Genomic DNA, 16138 nt, shown 5'->3' with positions numbered 1-16138 from the left:
CTCAGCTCAGCTCCACGCCGTTTGCCGGCGCGGTAGTCGTCAGCGCATGCGGCCCTTCAGCTTCGCTTTGCGGATCAGGTCGCCATACTGATGTGCCAGCAGATGCGACTGGATCTGCGTGATCGTGTCGACCGTCACGTTCACCACGATCAGCAGGCTGGTACCGCCAAGGAACAGCGGCAGCCCGGTCTGCGCAATCACATATTCAGGCACGACGCACACGATCGTCAGATAGATCGCGCCGAGCACCGTGATGCGCGTCAGCACATGATCCAGATAGTCGGAGGTGCGCTTGCCCGGGCGAATGCCGGGGATGAAGCCGCCATTCTTCTTCAGGTTCTCCGCCGTTTCCTCCGGATTGAAGACCACCGCGGTGTAGAAGAAACAGAAGAAGATGATGCCGGCCGCATAGAGCAGCATGTACAGCGGCGCGCCGTGCTGCAGATACTGGTTCAGCGTCTGCACCACGCCATAGCCGACGCTTTCCGTATCGGTCGCGTTGCCGGCGAACTGCGTGATGGTCAGCGGCAGCAGCAGCAGCGAACTGGCGAAGATCGGCGGGATCACGCCCGCAGTGTTGAGCTTCAGCGGCAGATGGCTGCGATCGGCCTGCATCATGCCACGGGCGCTGGCTCGCTTGGGGTACTGGATCAGCAGCCGGCGCTGGGCCCGCTCCATGAAGCAGATGCCCAGGATCAGCGCCACGATCATCGCGATCAGGCCGATGATCAGCACCGGGCTGATCGATCCCGAACGCCCGCCTTCGAACAGGTTGCCGATGAAGGTCGGGAACTGCGCGACGATGCCGGCCATGATGATCAGCGAGACGCCGTTGCCGATCCCGCGACTGGTGATCTGTTCGCCCAGCCACAGCAGGAACATGGTGCCGCCGATCAGGTTCACGACCGCGATCACGCGGAACATGACGCCCGGATCCACGACCGCCTGCAGGCCGCTCTGCGCGCCATAGGCCTCGAGCCCGGAGGCGAGGAACCAGCCCTGCACCGCACACAGCAGCACCGCGCCATAGCGGGTGTACTGGTTCAGCTTCTTGCGGCCGGCCTCGCCTTCCTTCTTCAGCGCCATCAGCGAAGGATGCAGCGCAGCCGCCAGCTGCACCACGATGGACGCGGTGATGTAGGGCATCACGCCAAGCGCGATCAGGCTCATGCGCTCGAGCGAACCGCCCGAAAAGGTATTGAACAGATCCAGGATGCCGCCGCGCGTCTGGTCGTACAGCGTCGACAGGATCAGCGGGTTGACGCCGGGCAGCGGCACGAAGCTGAGGAACCGGAAGACGATCAGTGCCCCGACCGTGAACCAGATACGCTGCTTCAGCTCCGTCGCCTTGCCGAAATTGGCAAGGCTCATATTGCTGGCGATATTGTCGGCGCGTGATGCCATTGTGCGTGTAAGCCTTCGCTGGCCGGGCGGCACTGGTGCCCCCGCCCCCCTGTGGAGGTCCGCCATATAGGGGGCGGCCGGGGTTACAGGAACCCCGCCCGCCCGTTACCCATGCTTATTCAGCGGCGTCCTGCGCGGCAGCCTTGGGCGCAACGGTCACTTCGACCGAACCGCCAACCTGCTGCACCGCGCTCAGGGCACCGGCGGAAGCGCCAGCGACCTTGAACTGCGCCGTGGAGGTCAGCGCGCCCTTGGCCAGCAGGCGCACGCCATGCTTGCCGCCGCGCGCAACGCCCGCAGCCTTCAGCGCGGCGTGATCGATCACGGAGCCCGTGTCGAGCTTGCCCGAATCGATCAGCTTCTGGATCTGGCCCAGGTTCACTTCCGCATAATCCTTGCGGAAGATGTTGTTGAAGCCGCGCTTCGGCAGCCGCATGTGCAGCGGCATCTGGCCGCCTTCGAAGCCCTTGATGGCCACGCCGGAGCGCGCCTTCTGGCCCTTCTGGCCACGGCCGGCCGTCTTGCCCTTGCCGGAACCGATACCGCGGCCCACGCGCATCTTGCGATGGCGGGCGCCGGGATTGTCGCGGATTTCTGTCAGTTTCATAAGTGCACTCGCTTTCGCTCTGGTCGCGCCGATTGGATGGAAGCGGGGCCGTTAGCGGAACAGGAGCGGTTCGTCCACCCTGCACTCTGCGGGCATGCCTGCCGTGGCATCGGGGCAAGAAGCGGCAGTCCTGCAACACACAACTCCGTGCAGGAGCAACCCTCGGGAGCCAGGCGACTGCAGCTCGTACACAAAGTGCTGTCATCGCCCCCCTCACCGGGCTAGATCGCCCACATACCGGGCAAGCGCGAGGCGGTCGCCGGTGCGCGATGTCGCGGCCCGGTCACGAGGCAGTCGGAAGGCGAGAGCAGCGTATGTACGAGTTCATGCTGGCCGTGACGGTGGTCATCTTCCTGGCCGCATGTGCCTGGTACCTGCGGCACCCGGCGTCTTCTTTCTACCACCCTATGACCTATTACCTGGCATTCCACGGCGTGGTCTTCACGGTGCGGCCGATCTTCTCGCAGATCTACGAGTATCGTACATTGTACGATGCGATCGGCTTCCAGCCGACGGAGTGGGATCGCTCCGCCGCGCTGATATGCGCAAACCTCGCCCTTCTCTCCTTCGGTGCGGTATGCATGGCCTTGGCCAATCAGCCGGTATCCTTCAGCCAGAGCGCATCTCACACAGACCGGCGCATGCCACTGCTGCGGGCATACTGGCTGATCGCGGCGATACTTGCCGTGCTGGGTCTCTGGTCGATCCTGTCCGCCATGGGCACAGCCGCGACGACGGACATCAACGAATTCCGCAAGATCGATGCGCGGACCGGCGCAGGCTACCTTGTCGGTGCGAATGGCTACTTCATCAATCTCGCCTTGCTGCTTGCACCGATCGTGGCGATCATTCCCTATCTCGCGCGTTTCAAATGGTGGAGCCTGCTGCCATTTGCCTGTTACGCGGTCCTGAAACTTGCCAGCGGCGGACGCGGGCAGGTCGTTACCGCCGCTGTGATCATCGGGATGCTGTACATGCTGGATCAGCGGCGGCGCTGGCCCAGTCTTGCAATCCTGCCCGCCCTTGCAGCCGGCTGGTTGGTGTTTGCCGCGATTGGTGACGATCGGGGCGCAGGAATCCGCACCACGATCGGTGTCGAAGAACAATCCGTTGTCGTCAGTTCCAAGCGGGAGTTGAAACCGCTGGAGACCATGGACCTGGCGAACATGGAATTCCTGGAGATGCTGATCTGGGCGATACCGGAGCGCACCGGGACCTATAATTACTTCGTCCACAATCTCCAGATATTCACCGAGCCGATCCCGCGTGCACTCTGGCCGGGCAAGCCGGTCGGCCCGCCAATCCAGATGTACGAGCTTTACCGCTACTCCCAACCGCTTGGTGCAACCGCTTCCATTGCCGGAGCGGGATGGGCGGCCGCCGGCTATGTCGGCGTGATCATCTGGGCGGGCCTGTTTGGCGCGATCTTCGGCTGGGCCTATCGTGCCTATGTTCGTGGCAACGGCGGAATAGCAGCGACGGTCGCATACATGACCATGGCTGCGATCTCGCCCATCATGTATCGTGACGGCTCGATCATGAGCATCCTCAAGGTCGTCCAGTTCTACTACATACCGATCATCGCGCTGGCGCTCGTTTCCTATTACCTTGCCCACAACGCGAGGTCTGCTTCAGGAAGCGGCGGCAGCACCGGGCCGATCGGTCCGACATCGGCGCGACACCGCCGCCGGCTGCATGCGTCCGGCGCGTCCGCAGTTCCGCCGGCACCAGAGCCCCACCTCGCCGGACAGGTCATGCCCGCAACGCCAAGGTCACGCCGCATCGCAAGAATGCACGGTCACGGTTAAGCTCAGGCCCGCCCACGGGCCTGGTACCGACCTGCACATCATTGCCGAGCCGAAGGGGTGCGTTCGGGCACTGAGCACGCCCCGAAGTCGCGGCTGCCGGAGAAAGTCTCAGATGGTAAACAGCAGCGTTGCAGTATTCCACCCGGGTACCCAGCACAGCTGGCAGACCGCGCGGGCATTGCAGGAACTGGACCGGTTGCAATGGTACGCCACGTCCATTTTCTACCAACCCGATCGCTGGCCCTATATCCTGGACCGGCTTCCCGCCCCGGTCGGCCCCAAGCTGGCGCGCGAGTTCCGCCGGTTCGAGGCCCCCGGCCTGGATCCTGCGCTGGTCAAGACCTTCGGAGTCGAAGAATGGCTGGAGCGGATGGCCCAGCGGGCCGGCTTCTTCAAGCTGGGCCGTTGGTTCGACATCCGCGGCAACCGGCGGTTCGGCAAGGCGCTTGCACGCGAGATCGCCAGGCCCGAGCCGTTCGCGCTGTGGGGCTACGACAACAGCGCGCGCGAGGCGTTCGAGCATGGTCGCCGGCACGGGCGCACCTGCATTCTCGATCGGACGATCGGTGATAACCGCGCACTGAACCGGACCATGGCCGAACTGCAGACCCAATGGCCGGACTGGTTCGCCAGGAAGAGCACCCCGGTGCCGGACCACCTGCTGCAGCAGTAGGATGCAGAATACGCCCTGGCCGACATCATCGTGGCCGGCAGCCGCACCTGCGCCGACACCGTGGCCGCCGAATCGGCCGTCCCGGGCGTGGCCGACAAGCTGCGGGTGCTGCCCTACTGCTTCGACGAAGCCTTGTTCGGCCACCAGCCAACCCCTGCACCGGTCCGCGATGACGAGCCGGTCCGCTTCCTGCTCGTCGGCCATCTCGGCCCGCGCAAGGGGCTGCACCTGCTGCTGCAGGCGCTTGATCACCTGCCGCGCGACCGGTTCACCCTGACCCTCCTGGGCGAGATCACCAGCCCGCCGGCGACCTTTGCCCGTTACGCTGACCGTTTCACGCACATCCCTCACGTCCCCCGCCGAGAGGTGCCAGGCATCATGGCAAGCCATCATGTGCTGGTGTTTCCGAGCTATTTCGAAGGTTCGGCCATCTCTCTGCTGGAGGCGCTGGCGAGCGGGCTCGCACTGATCCAGTCGCCCATGGCAGGCAATGGCGTCACGCCTGAATGCGGGCTGCTCCTGCCCGAGCAAACGGTTGAGGCCGTCGCCGAGGCGATGCTGGTGCCGATCCAGGATCGCGAGCGGATGAACGCGTGGCGTCTTGCCGCCCAGAAGGAAAGCACGAACTACACCTTTGCCAGATACCGGCAACGGATCGGCGCCCTGCTGGACAGCCTGCCGCCAGCCTGACCCGCGACGTCAGATACGAAAAACCCCAGCGCAGTTGCCTGCGCCGGGGTCATTCCTGTGCCTGCAAAGGCAGCCGGGTCAGTCGACCACAGCCACCATGTGCGGCAGTCGAGCGATGGCGCCGCGCACTTCGGGGGTGTCCTGCACCTCCACGACGCGGTGCATCTTGCCCAGGCCCAGACCGACCAGGATCTTCTTCTGGGCCTCGGGGCGACGGATCGGAGAACCGATCTGCTTCAGCTTGATGGTCGCCATGTTCTGTTACTCCACAATGGCTTCGGCAGCGGCCTCGGCCGCCGCCTCGCCAGCGCCGCCACGGCCCAGCAGGTCCGCAACGCGCTTGCCGCGACGCTGCGCGACGGACTTGGGCGAGGTCTGCTCACCCAGCGCGTCGAAAGTGGCGCGGATCATGTTGTAGGGATTGGAGGTGCCGATCGACTTGGTCACGACATCCGCCACGCCCAGGCTCTCGAACACCGCACGCATCGGGCCGCCGGCAATGATCCCGGTACCCGCCGGAGCGGACCGCACATTGACCTTGCCCGCGCCGAAGTGACCCATGCCGTCATGGTGCAGCGTGCGGCCGTCCTTCAACGCAACGCGGATCATCTTCTTCTTGGCAGCGGCAGTCGCCTTGGTGATCGCCTCCGGCACTTCGCGCGCCTTGCCATGGCCAAAGCCGACCCGGCCCTTGCCATCGCCGACCACGACCAGTGCCGCGAAGCCGAAGCGCTTGCCGCCCTTCACCGTCTTGGACACGCGGTTGATGTGGACCAGCTTCTCGATCAGCTCCTCGCCACCATCGTCGTCACGACGATCGTCACGCCGCCCGCCACGGCCACGGCCGTCACGATTGCCGCCACGGCCGCCATCACGGTTGCCGCCGGGGCCACCGCCGCCACGGCCGCCGCGCGCACCGCGCTGGCCGCCATCGCGACCCTGACCTTCACGGGCAGGCTGGCTGGGCTCAGCGCCGGCAGCCGACTGATTTTCGAACGCTTCCGACGGGGTCGTCGCGATCGGGTTTTCGGTTTCGTCTGCCATTCTTAGAACTCCAGCCCGCCGGCACGAGCGGCATCAGCCAGCGCCTTGACGCGGCCATGGAACAGGTATCCGCCGCGATCGAACACGACGGTCGTCACGCCAGCTGCCACAGCAGCCTCGGCGATCTTGCGACCGACCTCGACTGCCGCGTCGATATTGGCGCCGGAGGCCGAGACGCCCAGCGTGGAGGCTGCGGCCACAGTGCGGCCCGCAGCATCGTCGATCACCTGGGCGTAGATGTGCCGGCCGGACCGATGCACGGACAGACGCGGGCGGGCACCGCCACGCTTGCGCAGCGCGGTACGCACGCGGCGACGGCGGCGTTCGAACAGGGAAAGCTTGGCCATTACTTCTTCTTCCCTTCCTTGCGGAAGATGAACTCGCCGCGATAGCGGATGCCCTTGCCCTTGTAGGGCTCCGGCTTGCGCCAGCGACGGATCTCGGCGGCGAGCTGGCCGACGGCCTGCTTGTCATTGCCGCTGATCTCGATCGTGGTCTGGTCCGGAGTCTTCACCTCCAGGCCTTCCGGCACGGCGATGTCGACATCGTGGCTGTAGCCGAGCTGCAGCTTCAGGTTGCGGCCCTGCGCAGCGGCACGGTAGCCGACGCCGGTGATGTTCAGCACCTTGGTGAAGCCGGCAGTGACGCCTTCCACCAGGTTGGACACCAGCGTGCGCTGCATGCCCCAGTGGCTGCGCGCCGCCTTGCTGTCATTGGCCGGGGTGACGGCAATGGCGCCGTCTTCCAGCTCGTACTTGACCAATTCGGACAGGCCCAGCGTCAGGGTACCCTTGGGGCCCTTCACGCTCAGCACCTTGCCGTCGATATTGGCGGTGACGCCGTTCGGGATCACCACCGGCTTCTTGCCGATGCGGCTCATCAGAAAACCTCCGCCAGCACTTCGCCACCGACATTCTGCGCCCGTGCTTCCGCGTCGGAAAGCACGCCACGCGGCGTCGAGACGATGGAAATGCCCAGGCCGTTGCGCACGGTCGGCAGCTCGCGGCTGCCGGAGTAGACGCGGCGGCCGGGCTTGGACACGCGGGCCACATGCTTGATCGCGGGCTGGCCTTCGAAATACTTCAGTTCGATTCGCAGCGCGGGATGCTTGCCGGACTCGTCCTGCGACCAGCCACGGATGTAGCCTTCACGCTGGAGCACTTCCAGCACGTTGGCGCGGAGCTTGGACGCGGGGCTCAGGACGGAGTCCTTCTTGGCCTGCTGTCCATTGCGGATGCGGGTGAGCATGTCACCCAGGGGATCGGTCATCGCCATCTTAACGTGTCCTCACCAGCTCGACTTGGTCACACCGGGGATCATGCCCTTGTTGGCCAGATCCCGCAGCTCGATCCGGTTCAGGCCGAACTTGCGATAATAGCCGCGCGGGCGGCCGGTGGTGGCGCAGCGGTTGCGCACGCGGGTCGGGTTGCCGTTGCGGGGGATTTCCGCCAGCTTCAGCCGCGCGATCAACCGTTCACCTTCGTCGAGGTTCTGGTCGTTCGCGGTCGCCTTCAGCTTCTCGTAGCGCGCCGCATACTTCTTCACGAGCTGCTTGCGCTTCTCGTTCTTGTTGATGGAACTCAGTTTCGCCATGGACTTAAGCTCTCCTGCGGCGGCCTTAGGCCGCCTGCTTTTCTTCGGCCTCGGCGGCCGGGAAGGGGAAACCGAACAGGCGCAGCAGCTCGCGCGCTTCATCGTCGGTCTTGGCGGTGGTGGTCACGATGATATCCATGCCACGCACCTTCTCGATGCGGTCGTAGCTGATCTCCGGGAAGATGATCTGCTCCTTCAGGCCCATGGCGTAGTTGCCATGACCATCGAAGGACCGCGGGTTCAGGCCACGAAAGTCGCGGATGCGCGGCATGGCCACGGTCACCAGACGGTCCAGGAACTCGTACATGCGTTCACGGCGCAGGGTCACCTTGCAACCGATCGGCATGCCTTCGCGCAGCTTGAACTGGGCGATCGACTTCTTGGCCTTGGTGATCACCGGCTTCTGGCCTGCGATCAGCTCCATTTCCTCGGCGGCGGTCTGGACCTTCTTCTTGTCCTGGCTCGCTTCGCCCACACCCATGTTGAGCGTGATCTTCTCCAGCCGGGGGATCTCCATCCGGTTGGCGTAGCCGAACTTTTCCATCATCGCCTGGGCGATGCGGTCATTGTAGTCGGTCTTGAGGCGCGGGGTGTAGGTTTCAGCCATCGATCGTCTCACCGGACTTGACGGCCACGCGCACCTTCTTGCCATCACGCTCCTCGAAGCGGACGCGGGTGGGCTTGCCATCCTTGGGATCGGCGACGGCGACCTTGGCCACCGCCATCGGGGCGGGGGCACGCTCGATGCCGCCCTGCGGATTGGTCTGGGTCGGCTTGCGGTGGCGCGCGGCGACATTAACGCCGTCCACCACAACCTTGCCGTCCTTGGGCAGGACCTGGCTCACCGTGCCGGTGCGCCCCTTGTCCTTGCCGCTCAGGACGACGACCTTGTCGCCCTTCCGGATCTTCGCGGCGCCCATTACAGCACCTCCGGCGCGAGGCTGATGATCTTCATGAAGCCACGGCTGCGCAGTTCGCGCACCACGGGGCCGAAGATGCGGGTGCCGATCGGCTCCTCGCTCTTGTTCACCAGCACGGCAGCATTGCTGTCGAAACGGATCACGGTGCCATCGGCACGGCGCACATCCTTGCGGGTGCGGACGATCACCGCGCGGTGAACGTCACCCTTCTTCACGCGGGCACGCGGCTGCGCTTCCTTCACGGAGACGACGATCACGTCGCCCACGCTCGCAGTGCGGCGCTTAGATCCGCCCAGCACCTTGATGCACTGGACGCGCTTGGCGCCGCTATTGTCAGCGACGTCCAGCGTTGATTGCATCTGGATCATTGATCCGGTTCCTTTTCACTCGGCTTGCCGGAACCAGTCCGGCAGTTCCAAAAACCCCTGCGGCCAAGCAGCGGGAGGCGGCCCCATAGAGCAAGCCAGCCCGCTTGTCAGCCACGGATTTATCCTTCGAGATCGGCCTCGAGTGCCTCGCCCTTGCCGGCCTGGACGCGGTCAAGCACGTTCCACGTCTTGGTCTTGGAGAGCGGGCGCGTCTCCTCGATCCGCACGCGATCGCCGGGGTGAAACTCGTTCGCCTCGTCGTGCGCATGGTACTTCTTCGACTGACGGATGATCTTTCCGTAGAGCGGGTGCTTGACCTTGCGCTCCACCTTGACCGTCACCGTCTTGTCCATCTTGTCGGAGACGACCGTCCCGATCAGGATACGCTTGGGCATGGTGTAACTCCTTACGCCTGCACGGCGGCGCGCATGCGCTCGCCCTGCAGGGTCTTGATCTGCGCGATCTGACGGCGGACCTCGCGGATGCGGGCCGGGCGTTCCAGCTGGCTCGTCGCCGCCTGGAAGCGCAGGTTGAACTGTTCGCGCTTGAGCTCCACCAGCTGGTCAGCCAGCTGGTCGTCGGTCTTGGTGCGCAGGTCTTCCACCTTGGCCATCATTCGCCTCCCAGGTGCGAGGTGTCGCCCAGACGGGCAACGACCTTGGTCTTGATCGGCAGCTTCATGGCCGCACGCTCGAACGCTTCGGCTGCCAGCGGGCCGGGCACGCCGTCCAGCTCGAACAGGATACGGCCCGGCTTAACGCGCGCCGCCCAATATTCAATGGAGCCCTTGCCCTTGCCCTGACGGACTTCGGCCGGCTTCTTGGACACCGGCACGTCGGGGAACACGCGGATCCACAGACGCCCCTGGCGCTTGATGTGACGCGTGATCGCCCGGCGGGCGGCCTCGATCTGGCGGGCGGTGATACGCTCCGGCTCCATGGCCTTCAGGCCATAGGACCCGAAGTTCAGCTCCGCGCCGCCCTTGGCAAGACCATGGATCTTGCCCTTGAACATCTTGCGGAACTTGGTTTTTTTCGGTTGCAGCATGGTCTCTACTCAGCCTTTTTCCGATCAGCGGGCCGGACGGACGCCGGAGGTTTGAGCCTCCATCATCAGCCGGTCCTGCGCCATCGGGTCATGCCCCAGGATCTCGCCCTTGAAGACCCACACCTTGATGCCGATGATGCCATAGGCGGTCAGCGCCTCGGCGTCGGCATAGTCGACATTGGCGCGCAGCGTGTGCAACGGCACCCGGCCCTCGCGATACTGCTCGACCCGCGCGATTTCCGCACCGCCAAGACGGCCGCCGCACATGATCTTGATGCCTTCGGCACCCAGACGCATGGCGGACTGCATGGCGCGCTTCATTGCCCGGCGGAACGCCACGCGGCGGACCAGCTGGTCGGCGATGCCCTGCGCCACGAGCTTGGCGTCGATCTCCGGCTTGCGGATCTCCACGATGTTCAGCTTCACGTCGCTCTTGGTCATGGTGGCCAGCTTGGCGCGCAGCTTCTCGATGTCCGCGCCCTTCTTGCCGATGATCACGCCAGGACGTGCAGCAAAGATGGAGATGCGGCACAGCTTGGCAGGACGCTCGATCACGACCTTGCTGATTGCGGCCTGCGGCAGACTGCTCATGATGTACTTGCGCAGCATGATGTCTTCCTTGAGCAGCTGAGCATAGTCAGCGCCCTCGGCATACCAGCGGCTGTCCCAAGTACGGTTGATCTGCAGGCGCAGACCGATCGGATTGCTCTTGTGACCCATGTTACGCCTCCTCCACTTCGCGCACGACGATCCGCAGCCGGCTGAACGGCTTCAGGATCCGGGTGGACTTGCCACGACCGCGCGTGTGGAAACGCTTCATGGTGATCGACTTGCCGACGCTCGCCTCGGCCACGACCAGCGCGTCCACATCGAGATCGTGGTTGTTCTCCGCATTGGCGATGGCGGAAGCCAACACCTTGCGGGCATCCACGGCCATCGCCTTCTTGGAGAAGGAGAGGATGTTCAGCGCCTCTTCCGCACGCTTGCCGCGGATCAGGCCGGCGACGAGGTTCAGCTTCTGGGCGGAACCACGAATGGTGGTGCCGACGGCCAGAGCCTCGTTCTCGCCAACCCGGCGGGGAGCCTTTGCCTTGCTCATTATCGCTTGCCCTTCTTGTCGGCGGCATGGCCGGGGAAGCTGCGCGTAGGCGCGAACTCGCCAAGCTTGTGGCCGACCATGTCCTCGTTGACGGACACCGGGATGAACTTGTGGCCATTATAGACGCTGAACGTCAGGCCGACGAATTGCGGAAGGATGGTTGAGCGACGCGACCAGGTCCTGATCGGCGCGCGGCCACCCGTGTCCTGTGCGTCCTCTGCCTTCTTCAGCAGGGACAGTTCCACGAACGGACCTTTCCAGACGGAACGAGCCATGGTCGCTTACCCCTTCTTCTTCTTGGCGTGACGCGAGCGGATGATCATCTTGTCGGTCTGCTTGTTATGCCGGGTGCGGGCGCCCTTGGTCGGCTTGCCCCACGGCGTGACCGGGTGACGACCACCCGAAGTGCGACCCTCGCCACCACCATGCGGGTGATCGACCGGGTTCTTGGCGACGCCGCGGGTCAGCGGCTTCACGCCCATCCACCGCTTGCGGCCGGCCTTGGCGAAGTTCTGGTTCGAGTTGTCGGGGTTCGACACCGAACCGACCGTGCCCATGCAGTCGGACCGCAGGTAACGCTGCTCGCCGCTGTTCAGGCGCACGATCACCATGTTCCGGTCACGACCGACCAGCTGCACATAGGTGCCGGCCGAACGGGCGATCTGCCCGCCCTTGCCCGGCTTCATCTCCACATTGTGGCAGATGGTGCCGACCGGCATCTGGCCCAGCAGCATCGCGTTGCCCGGCTTGGTGTCGACGCGCTCGCCAGCCACCACCGTGTCACCCGGAGCCATGCGGCTCGGAGCCAGGATATAGGCCTGTTCGCCATCCTGGTAGGTGATCAGCGCGATGAACGCAGTGCGGTTGGGATCGTATTCCAGCCGCTCCACGGTTGCCGGCATGTCCCACTTGCGACGCTTGAAGTCGATATAGCGGTACTTCTGCTTGTGACCGCCGGCCATGCCGCGGCTCGTCACATGGCCCTTGTTGTTGCGGCCGCCGGTCTTGCGCTTGCCTTCGGTCAGCGCCTTGACGGGCTTGCCCTTGTACAGCGCCGACTTGTCGACGAGGATCAGGCCACGGCGGCCCGGGCTGGTCGGATTGTAGTTCTTCAGTGCCATCGGATCAGCTCACGCCTTCGGTGATGTCGATCGGGTCCTGACCCTCGACGAGGGTCACGACCGCCTTCTTCACGTCGGAGCGGGTGTAGGCCTTGCCCTTCCAGCGCTTCGACTTGCCCTTGGTGACCAGCGTGTTGACGCTCTTGACCTTGCGGCCGAACAGAGCCTCCACGGCCGCCTTGATCTGCGGCTTGGTCGCGTCGCCCGACACCTTGAACACGGTGGCGTTGTGCTCGGAGAGCAGCGTGGCCTTTTCCGTGATGTGCGGCGCCAGGATCACGTCATAGTGACGCGCGTCGATTTCCTGCTTGTTAGCCATTGAACCGGGCCTCCAGCTTCTCGACAGCGGAGCGGGTCAGCACCAGCGTGTCATGCTTCAGGATGTCGTAGACGTTGGCGCCCACGGCCGGCAGGACGTTGACACCCGGCAGGTTGCCGGCGGCCAGACGGAAGCCGTTTTCCACCGCCTCGCCGTCGATCACCAGCACCTTGCCGTTCCAGCCATTGCTGCCGAAGGTTGCGGCAAGCGCCTTGGTCTTGGCATCGGCCAGTTCCAGGCTGTCCACGACCACCAGGCCGTCGCGAGCCTTGGCAGACAGGGCCATCTTCAGGCCCAGCGCGCGCAGCTTCTTGTTGAGCGACTGCTCGAAGTCACGCCGGCGCGCACCATGGGCCTTGCCGCCGCCGATGAAGATCGGGGCCGCGCGATCACCGTGACGGGCAGTACCGCCACCCTTCTGACGACCGAACTTCTTGCCGGTACGCGCGACGTCGGAACGCTCGCGGGTCGCGCGGGCGGTGCCGCGACGGTTCTCCAGCTGCCAGGTGACGACCCGGTGAAGGATGTCAGCGCGCGGCTCCAGGCCGAACACGGCATCGCTCAGCTCGATGTCGCCGGCACTGCCGCCGTCAAGCTTCTGAACTGCAACCTTCACGGCTCAGCCCTCCTTGTTCTGGTCAGCAGCAGGGGTGCCCGCCGCGTCGTTGTTGTCGCCAACAGCCGGGGTGACATCGTCACCGGCGCCAGCCTGCTGCTCTGCGAGCAGGGCGGCGGCCTCTTCGGTGGTCGGCCCGGTGTCGACTGCATGCTCGGCGGCGCTCTCGACCAGACCGGCCGGCGCTTCCTCATGCTCGATCACGGTGCTCTTGCGCTCCAGCACTGCACCGGGGAACGGCGCACCTTCGGGCATGGGCAGCTTCACGGCGTCACGCACCAGCAGCCAGGCGTTCTTGGCGCCAGGGACGGAGCCCTTGACGAACAGCAGGCCGCGATCGGCATCCGTACGCACGATCTCCAGGTTCTGCTGGGTGCGCTGACGATCACCCATGTGACCGGCCATCTTCTTGTTCTTGAAGACCTTGCCCGGATCCTGCCGCTGGCCCGTCGAACCGTGCGAACGGTGGCTGAGGGACACACCATGGCTGGCACGCAGACCGCCGAAGTTCCAGCGCTTCATCACGCCGGCAAAGCCCTTGCCCTGCGTATGACCGGAAACATCGACCATCTGGCCGGCAATGAAGTGCTCGGCCGAGATGTGCGAGCCGACGGGCAGCAGCCCGTTCTCGTCGTCAACCCGGAACTCGGCGACCTTCTTCTTCAGGGAGACATCGGCCTGGGCGAAGGCTTCACGCTGCGGCTTGGCAACGTTCTTCTGCTTCGCTTCACCCGCGCCGACCTGCACGGAATAGTAACCATCACGATCAAGGGTGCGATGGGACACGACCTGACACTCGTCCAGGGCAAGGACGGTTACCGGCACGTGCCGACCGTCCGCCTGAAACAAGCGGGTCATCCCGACTTTCCTTGCGATCACGCCTGTGCGCATGTTGCACAGCTCCTTAACAGAGGCCCACGGGACCATCCCGTGGGCGTGCCGGCCCTGATTGTCATGCGTCGCCCCGTCCGGGCCAGGTGCCCCACAGCGGGGCGAGACGGGGGACGCAGCCCGGCTGAATGCCGGCGGTATCCCGATATGCACACCGCGATGCGGCAGCAGAAACTTGCCCGGCCCGTTTAGCGTCCGACCGGAAAGACCTGGTGGATCAGACCGGCACTCAGGCCAGCTTGATCTCCACGTTCACGCCGGCAGCCAGGTCCAGCTTCATCAGCGCGTCCACGGTCTGGGCGTTGGGCTGCACGATATCGAGCAGTCGCTTGTAGGTGCGCACCTCGAACTGCTCGCGCGACTTCTTGTCGATGTGCGGGCCGCGGTTCACGGTGAACTTCTCGATGCGCGTCGGCAGCGGGATAGGACCCCGGATCAGCGCGCCGGTGCGGCGTGCGGTGTCCGCGATTTCGCCAGTCGCCTGATCAAGCACGCGGTGATCGAAGGCCTTGAGGCGAATGCGGATGTTCTGAGCGTCCATGTCCTGCTTACCGATGCGAAAGAGCCAAAGGAGTGCCAGCGAGGCACCTCCCAAAACAAAGAGGAGCCGCCCGCCTCACCGGTTGCCCGGGAAGGGGCGGCCCCTTCGAAACCTGGCTGACAGGGAGCGATTCCCTGTCAGCGAAGGCGCCTATATTACTTCGTGATGGAGCTGACAACCCCAGAACCGACGGTGCGGCCGCCTTCACGGATGGCGAAGCGCAGGCCTTCGTCCATCGCGATCGGCGCGATCAGCTTCACGCTGATCGTCACGTTGTCACCCGGCATCACCATCTCGGTGCCCTCGGGGAGGATGACCTCGCCGGTGACGTCGGTGGTGCGGAAGTAGAACTGCGGGCGGTAGTTGGCGAAGAACGGCGTGTGACGGCCACCCTCTTCCTTCGACAGCACGTAGACCTCGGCGCTGAACTCGGTGTGCGGGTTCACGGTGCCGGGCTTCGCCAGGACCTGGCCACGCTCCACCGCCTCGCGGGCGACGCCGCGGATCAGGGCACCGATGTTGTCGCCGGCTTCACCGCTGTCCAGCAGCTTCCGGAACATCTCGACGCCGGTGACGACAGTCTTCTGGGTGTCCTTGATGCCGACGATCTCGACTTCCTCGCCCACCTTGACGATGCCGGTCTCGACGCGGCCGGTCACCACGGTGCCACGGCCGGAGATCGAGAACACGTCCTCGATCGGCATCAGGAACGGACGGTCGACCGGACGCTCCGGCTGCGGGATGTGCTGGTCAACGGCTTCCATCAGCGCCTTGATCGAGCTTTCGCCGATCTCGGGGTTGCGGCCTTCCAGTGCTGCCAGGGCCGAACCCTTGATGATGGGGATGTTGTCGCCATCGAAATCGTAAGACGACAGCAGCTCGCGCACTTCCAGCTCGACCAGCTCGAGGATTTCCTCGTCGTCGACCTGATCGACCTTGTTCATGTATACGACCAGGGCCGGCACGCCGACCTGACGGGCGAGCAGGATGTGCTCGCGGGTCTGCGGCATCGGGCCGTCGGCGGCGTTCACCACCAGGATGGCGCCGTCCATCTGCGCCGCGCCGGTGATCATGTTCTTCACATAGTCGGCGTGACCCGGGCAGTCGACGTGCGCGTAGTGACGGGCATCGGTCTCGTACTCGACGTGGGCCGTCGAGATGGTGATGCCGCGCTCACGCTCTTCCGGCGCCTTGTCGATGTTTGCGAAATCGATCGGCGCGCCCTGCACCTTCGTGATCGCCGCAGTCAACGTGGTCTTGCCATGGTCGACGTGACCGATGGTGCCAATGTTGCAGTGCGGCTTGTTCCGCTGGAACTTTTCCTTAGCCATTTTTGCAAAAACCTCTGTTCTGGAAAGTCGATCTGTACTGACTGGAAGGTCAGGCGGGGCGCCCGC

26 protein-coding genes are annotated in these 16138 nt (G+C 64.7%); 3 read left to right on the top strand and 23 right to left on the bottom strand.

The window, feature by feature from the left end; translation table 11 throughout:
- Window positions 1-39: 39 nt before the first annotated feature.
- Both secY and rplO read right to left on the bottom strand, forming a co-directional pair.
- Window positions 40-1404, bottom strand: coding sequence for a preprotein translocase subunit SecY (gene secY, locus D5S08_RS05595; protein WP_121116425.1), 1365 nt, complete (start codon window positions 1402-1404; stop codon window positions 40-42).
- Window positions 1405-1519: 115 nt separating this feature from the next.
- The gene (rplO, locus tag D5S08_RS05590; RefSeq protein WP_121116423.1) at window positions 1520-2011 is read right to left on the bottom strand and encodes a 50S ribosomal protein L15; all 492 of its coding nucleotides are present in this window, start codon (window positions 2009-2011) and stop codon (window positions 1520-1522) included.
- A 314-nt stretch (window positions 2012-2325) separates the two neighbouring features.
- Between rplO and D5S08_RS05585 the strand changes: the two genes are divergently transcribed.
- The 3 genes from D5S08_RS05585 (at window position 2326) to D5S08_RS05575 (ending at window position 5182) form a co-directional block, all read left to right on the top strand.
- Window positions 2326-3819 (top strand): O-antigen polymerase, encoded by a 1494-nt coding sequence (locus tag D5S08_RS05585; RefSeq protein ID WP_121116421.1) that lies wholly within the window; start codon window positions 2326-2328, stop codon window positions 3817-3819.
- A gap of 112 nt (window positions 3820-3931) precedes the next feature.
- Complete coding sequence (locus tag D5S08_RS05580) at window positions 3932-4492, top strand: hypothetical protein (protein ID WP_126665495.1); 561 nt, start codon at window positions 3932-3934, stop codon at window positions 4490-4492.
- A gap of 30 nt (window positions 4493-4522) precedes the next feature.
- Window positions 4523-5182, top strand: coding sequence for a glycosyltransferase family 4 protein (locus D5S08_RS05575; RefSeq protein WP_162301930.1), 660 nt, complete (start codon window positions 4523-4525; stop codon window positions 5180-5182).
- A 78-nt stretch (window positions 5183-5260) separates the two neighbouring features.
- Here D5S08_RS05575 and rpmD read toward each other — a convergent pair whose 3' ends face one another.
- The 21 genes from rpmD to tuf all read right to left on the bottom strand — a co-directional run bounded on the left by rpmD (window position 5261) and on the right by tuf (window position 16072).
- Window positions 5261-5437, bottom strand: coding sequence for a 50S ribosomal protein L30 (gene rpmD / locus D5S08_RS05570; protein ID WP_121116416.1), 177 nt, complete (start codon window positions 5435-5437; stop codon window positions 5261-5263).
- Window positions 5438-5443: 6 nt separating this feature from the next.
- Window positions 5444-6226: a 30S ribosomal protein S5 gene (rpsE, locus tag D5S08_RS05565; protein WP_121116414.1), complete on the bottom strand. Its 783-nt coding sequence runs from the start codon at window positions 6224-6226 to the stop codon at window positions 5444-5446.
- A gap of 2 nt (window positions 6227-6228) precedes the next feature.
- Entirely contained in the window at window positions 6229-6573 is a 345-nt protein-coding gene (gene rplR / locus D5S08_RS05560) for a 50S ribosomal protein L18 (RefSeq protein ID WP_121116412.1), read from the bottom strand.
- Window positions 6573-7106, bottom strand: coding sequence for a 50S ribosomal protein L6 (gene rplF / locus D5S08_RS05555; protein ID WP_121116410.1), 534 nt, complete (start codon window positions 7104-7106; stop codon window positions 6573-6575). The genes rplR and rplF overlap by 1 nt, the downstream gene beginning before the upstream one ends.
- Window positions 7106-7501 carry a 30S ribosomal protein S8 gene (gene rpsH / locus D5S08_RS05550; protein ID WP_121116408.1) on the bottom strand — a complete coding sequence of 132 codons (396 nt, stop codon included), beginning with the start codon at window positions 7499-7501 and terminating at the stop codon, window positions 7106-7108. The genes rplF and rpsH overlap by 1 nt, the downstream gene beginning before the upstream one ends.
- 12 nt (window positions 7502-7513) lie before the next feature.
- Window positions 7514-7819, bottom strand: a complete 306-nt coding sequence (rpsN, locus tag D5S08_RS05545) for a 30S ribosomal protein S14 (protein WP_121116406.1) — start codon at window positions 7817-7819, stop codon at window positions 7514-7516.
- Between the two features lie 25 nt (window positions 7820-7844).
- The gene (rplE, locus tag D5S08_RS05540) at window positions 7845-8426 is read right to left on the bottom strand and encodes a 50S ribosomal protein L5 (RefSeq protein ID WP_121116404.1); all 582 of its coding nucleotides are present in this window, start codon (window positions 8424-8426) and stop codon (window positions 7845-7847) included.
- Entirely contained in the window at window positions 8419-8739 is a 321-nt protein-coding gene (gene rplX / locus D5S08_RS05535) for a 50S ribosomal protein L24 (RefSeq protein ID WP_039095547.1), read from the bottom strand. Before rplX ends, rplE begins: the two co-directional genes overlap by 8 nt.
- A complete protein-coding gene (gene rplN / locus D5S08_RS05530; protein ID WP_121116402.1) occupies window positions 8739-9107 on the bottom strand; it encodes a 50S ribosomal protein L14 in 369 nt (122 codons plus the stop codon). Before rplN ends, rplX begins: the two co-directional genes overlap by 1 nt.
- Before the next feature lie 119 nt (window positions 9108-9226).
- Window positions 9227-9502, bottom strand: a complete 276-nt coding sequence (gene rpsQ, locus D5S08_RS05525) for a 30S ribosomal protein S17 (protein ID WP_121116400.1) — start codon at window positions 9500-9502, stop codon at window positions 9227-9229.
- A gap of 11 nt (window positions 9503-9513) precedes the next feature.
- Window positions 9514-9720 carry a 50S ribosomal protein L29 gene (gene rpmC, locus D5S08_RS05520; protein WP_121117021.1) on the bottom strand — a complete coding sequence of 69 codons (207 nt, stop codon included), beginning with the start codon at window positions 9718-9720 and terminating at the stop codon, window positions 9514-9516.
- The gene (rplP, locus tag D5S08_RS05515; RefSeq protein ID WP_121116398.1) at window positions 9720-10154 is read right to left on the bottom strand and encodes a 50S ribosomal protein L16; all 435 of its coding nucleotides are present in this window, start codon (window positions 10152-10154) and stop codon (window positions 9720-9722) included. Before rplP ends, rpmC begins: the two co-directional genes overlap by 1 nt.
- Window positions 10155-10178: 24 nt before the next feature.
- Window positions 10179-10874, bottom strand: a complete 696-nt coding sequence (rpsC, locus tag D5S08_RS05510; protein ID WP_121116396.1) for a 30S ribosomal protein S3 — start codon at window positions 10872-10874, stop codon at window positions 10179-10181.
- 1 nt (window position 10875) lies between these two features.
- Window positions 10876-11253, bottom strand: coding sequence for a 50S ribosomal protein L22 (gene rplV / locus D5S08_RS05505; protein WP_121116394.1), 378 nt, complete (start codon window positions 11251-11253; stop codon window positions 10876-10878).
- The gene (rpsS, locus tag D5S08_RS05500; RefSeq protein WP_121116392.1) at window positions 11253-11528 is read right to left on the bottom strand and encodes a 30S ribosomal protein S19; all 276 of its coding nucleotides are present in this window, start codon (window positions 11526-11528) and stop codon (window positions 11253-11255) included. Before rpsS ends, rplV begins: the two co-directional genes overlap by 1 nt.
- Before the next feature lie 6 nt (window positions 11529-11534).
- Window positions 11535-12374, bottom strand: a complete 840-nt coding sequence (gene rplB / locus D5S08_RS05495; protein WP_121116390.1) for a 50S ribosomal protein L2 — start codon at window positions 12372-12374, stop codon at window positions 11535-11537.
- Window positions 12375-12378: 4 nt separating this feature from the next.
- Complete coding sequence (locus D5S08_RS05490; protein ID WP_039095563.1) at window positions 12379-12693, bottom strand: 50S ribosomal protein L23; 315 nt, start codon at window positions 12691-12693, stop codon at window positions 12379-12381.
- On the bottom strand, window positions 12686-13309 hold the full coding sequence (gene rplD / locus D5S08_RS05485) for a 50S ribosomal protein L4 (protein WP_121116388.1): 624 nt from the start codon (window positions 13307-13309) through the stop codon (window positions 12686-12688). Before rplD ends, D5S08_RS05490 begins: the two co-directional genes overlap by 8 nt.
- Before the next feature lie 3 nt (window positions 13310-13312).
- Window positions 13313-14200 carry a 50S ribosomal protein L3 gene (gene rplC, locus D5S08_RS05480; protein WP_121116386.1) on the bottom strand — a complete coding sequence of 296 codons (888 nt, stop codon included), beginning with the start codon at window positions 14198-14200 and terminating at the stop codon, window positions 13313-13315.
- 229 nt (window positions 14201-14429) lie between these two features.
- The gene (rpsJ, locus tag D5S08_RS05475; RefSeq protein ID WP_010234663.1) at window positions 14430-14741 is read right to left on the bottom strand and encodes a 30S ribosomal protein S10; all 312 of its coding nucleotides are present in this window, start codon (window positions 14739-14741) and stop codon (window positions 14430-14432) included.
- 155 nt (window positions 14742-14896) lie between these two features.
- Window positions 14897-16072: an elongation factor Tu gene (gene tuf / locus D5S08_RS05470; RefSeq protein ID WP_121116384.1), complete on the bottom strand. Its 1176-nt coding sequence runs from the start codon at window positions 16070-16072 to the stop codon at window positions 14897-14899.
- Window positions 16073-16138: the final 66 nt, after the last annotated feature.

This window comes from Croceibacterium ferulae (genome assembly GCF_003660445.1).
Taxonomy (GTDB): domain Bacteria; phylum Pseudomonadota; class Alphaproteobacteria; order Sphingomonadales; family Sphingomonadaceae; genus Croceibacterium; species Croceibacterium ferulae.
The sequence above is the reverse complement of the archived record's forward strand: the minus strand, read 5'-3'. Positions and strand labels throughout refer to the sequence as shown.

What these genes read in the sequence shown, in the direction of transcription:
- secY (WP_121116425.1), bottom strand. Translation starts at nt 1,404, where the DNA reads ATGGCATCACGCGCCGACAATATCGCCAGCAATATGAGCCTTGCCAAT.
- rplO (WP_121116423.1), bottom strand. Translation starts at nt 2,011, where the DNA reads ATGAAACTGACAGAAATCCGCGACAATCCCGGCGCCCGCCATCGCAAG.
- D5S08_RS05585 (WP_121116421.1), top strand. Translation starts at nt 2,326, where the DNA reads ATGTACGAGTTCATGCTGGCCGTGACGGTGGTCATCTTCCTGGCCGCA.
- D5S08_RS05580 (WP_126665495.1), top strand. Translation starts at nt 3,932, where the DNA reads ATGGTAAACAGCAGCGTTGCAGTATTCCACCCGGGTACCCAGCACAGC.
- rpmD (WP_121116416.1), bottom strand. Translation starts at nt 5,437, where the DNA reads ATGGCGACCATCAAGCTGAAGCAGATCGGTTCTCCGATCCGTCGCCCC.
- rpsE (WP_121116414.1), bottom strand. Translation starts at nt 6,226, where the DNA reads ATGGCAGACGAAACCGAAAACCCGATCGCGACGACCCCGTCGGAAGCG.
- rplR (WP_121116412.1), bottom strand. Translation starts at nt 6,573, where the DNA reads ATGGCCAAGCTTTCCCTGTTCGAACGCCGCCGTCGCCGCGTGCGTACC.
- rplF (WP_121116410.1), bottom strand. Translation starts at nt 7,106, where the DNA reads ATGAGCCGCATCGGCAAGAAGCCGGTGGTGATCCCGAACGGCGTCACC.
- rpsH (WP_121116408.1), bottom strand. Translation starts at nt 7,501, where the DNA reads ATGGCGATGACCGATCCCCTGGGTGACATGCTCACCCGCATCCGCAAT.
- rpsN (WP_121116406.1), bottom strand. Translation starts at nt 7,819, where the DNA reads ATGGCGAAACTGAGTTCCATCAACAAGAACGAGAAGCGCAAGCAGCTC.
- rplE (WP_121116404.1), bottom strand. Translation starts at nt 8,426, where the DNA reads ATGGCTGAAACCTACACCCCGCGCCTCAAGACCGACTACAATGACCGC.
- rplX (WP_039095547.1), bottom strand. Translation starts at nt 8,739, where the DNA reads ATGGGCGCCGCGAAGATCCGGAAGGGCGACAAGGTCGTCGTCCTGAGC.
- rplN (WP_121116402.1), bottom strand. Translation starts at nt 9,107, where the DNA reads ATGATCCAGATGCAATCAACGCTGGACGTCGCTGACAATAGCGGCGCC.
- rpsQ (WP_121116400.1), bottom strand. Translation starts at nt 9,502, where the DNA reads ATGCCCAAGCGTATCCTGATCGGGACGGTCGTCTCCGACAAGATGGAC.
- rpmC (WP_121117021.1), bottom strand. Translation starts at nt 9,720, where the DNA reads ATGGCCAAGGTGGAAGACCTGCGCACCAAGACCGACGACCAGCTGGCT.
- rplP (WP_121116398.1), bottom strand. Translation starts at nt 10,154, where the DNA reads ATGCTGCAACCGAAAAAAACCAAGTTCCGCAAGATGTTCAAGGGCAAG.
- rpsC (WP_121116396.1), bottom strand. Translation starts at nt 10,874, where the DNA reads ATGGGTCACAAGAGCAATCCGATCGGTCTGCGCCTGCAGATCAACCGT.
- rplV (WP_121116394.1), bottom strand. Translation starts at nt 11,253, where the DNA reads ATGAGCAAGGCAAAGGCTCCCCGCCGGGTTGGCGAGAACGAGGCTCTG.
- rpsS (WP_121116392.1), bottom strand. Translation starts at nt 11,528, where the DNA reads ATGGCTCGTTCCGTCTGGAAAGGTCCGTTCGTGGAACTGTCCCTGCTG.
- rplB (WP_121116390.1), bottom strand. Translation starts at nt 12,374, where the DNA reads ATGGCACTGAAGAACTACAATCCGACCAGCCCGGGCCGCCGTGGCCTG.
- D5S08_RS05490 (WP_039095563.1), bottom strand. Translation starts at nt 12,693, where the DNA reads ATGGCTAACAAGCAGGAAATCGACGCGCGTCACTATGACGTGATCCTG.
- rplC (WP_121116386.1), bottom strand. Translation starts at nt 14,200, where the DNA reads ATGCGCACAGGCGTGATCGCAAGGAAAGTCGGGATGACCCGCTTGTTT.
- rpsJ (WP_010234663.1), bottom strand. Translation starts at nt 14,741, where the DNA reads ATGGACGCTCAGAACATCCGCATTCGCCTCAAGGCCTTCGATCACCGC.
- tuf (WP_121116384.1), bottom strand. Translation starts at nt 16,072, where the DNA reads ATGGCTAAGGAAAAGTTCCAGCGGAACAAGCCGCACTGCAACATTGGC.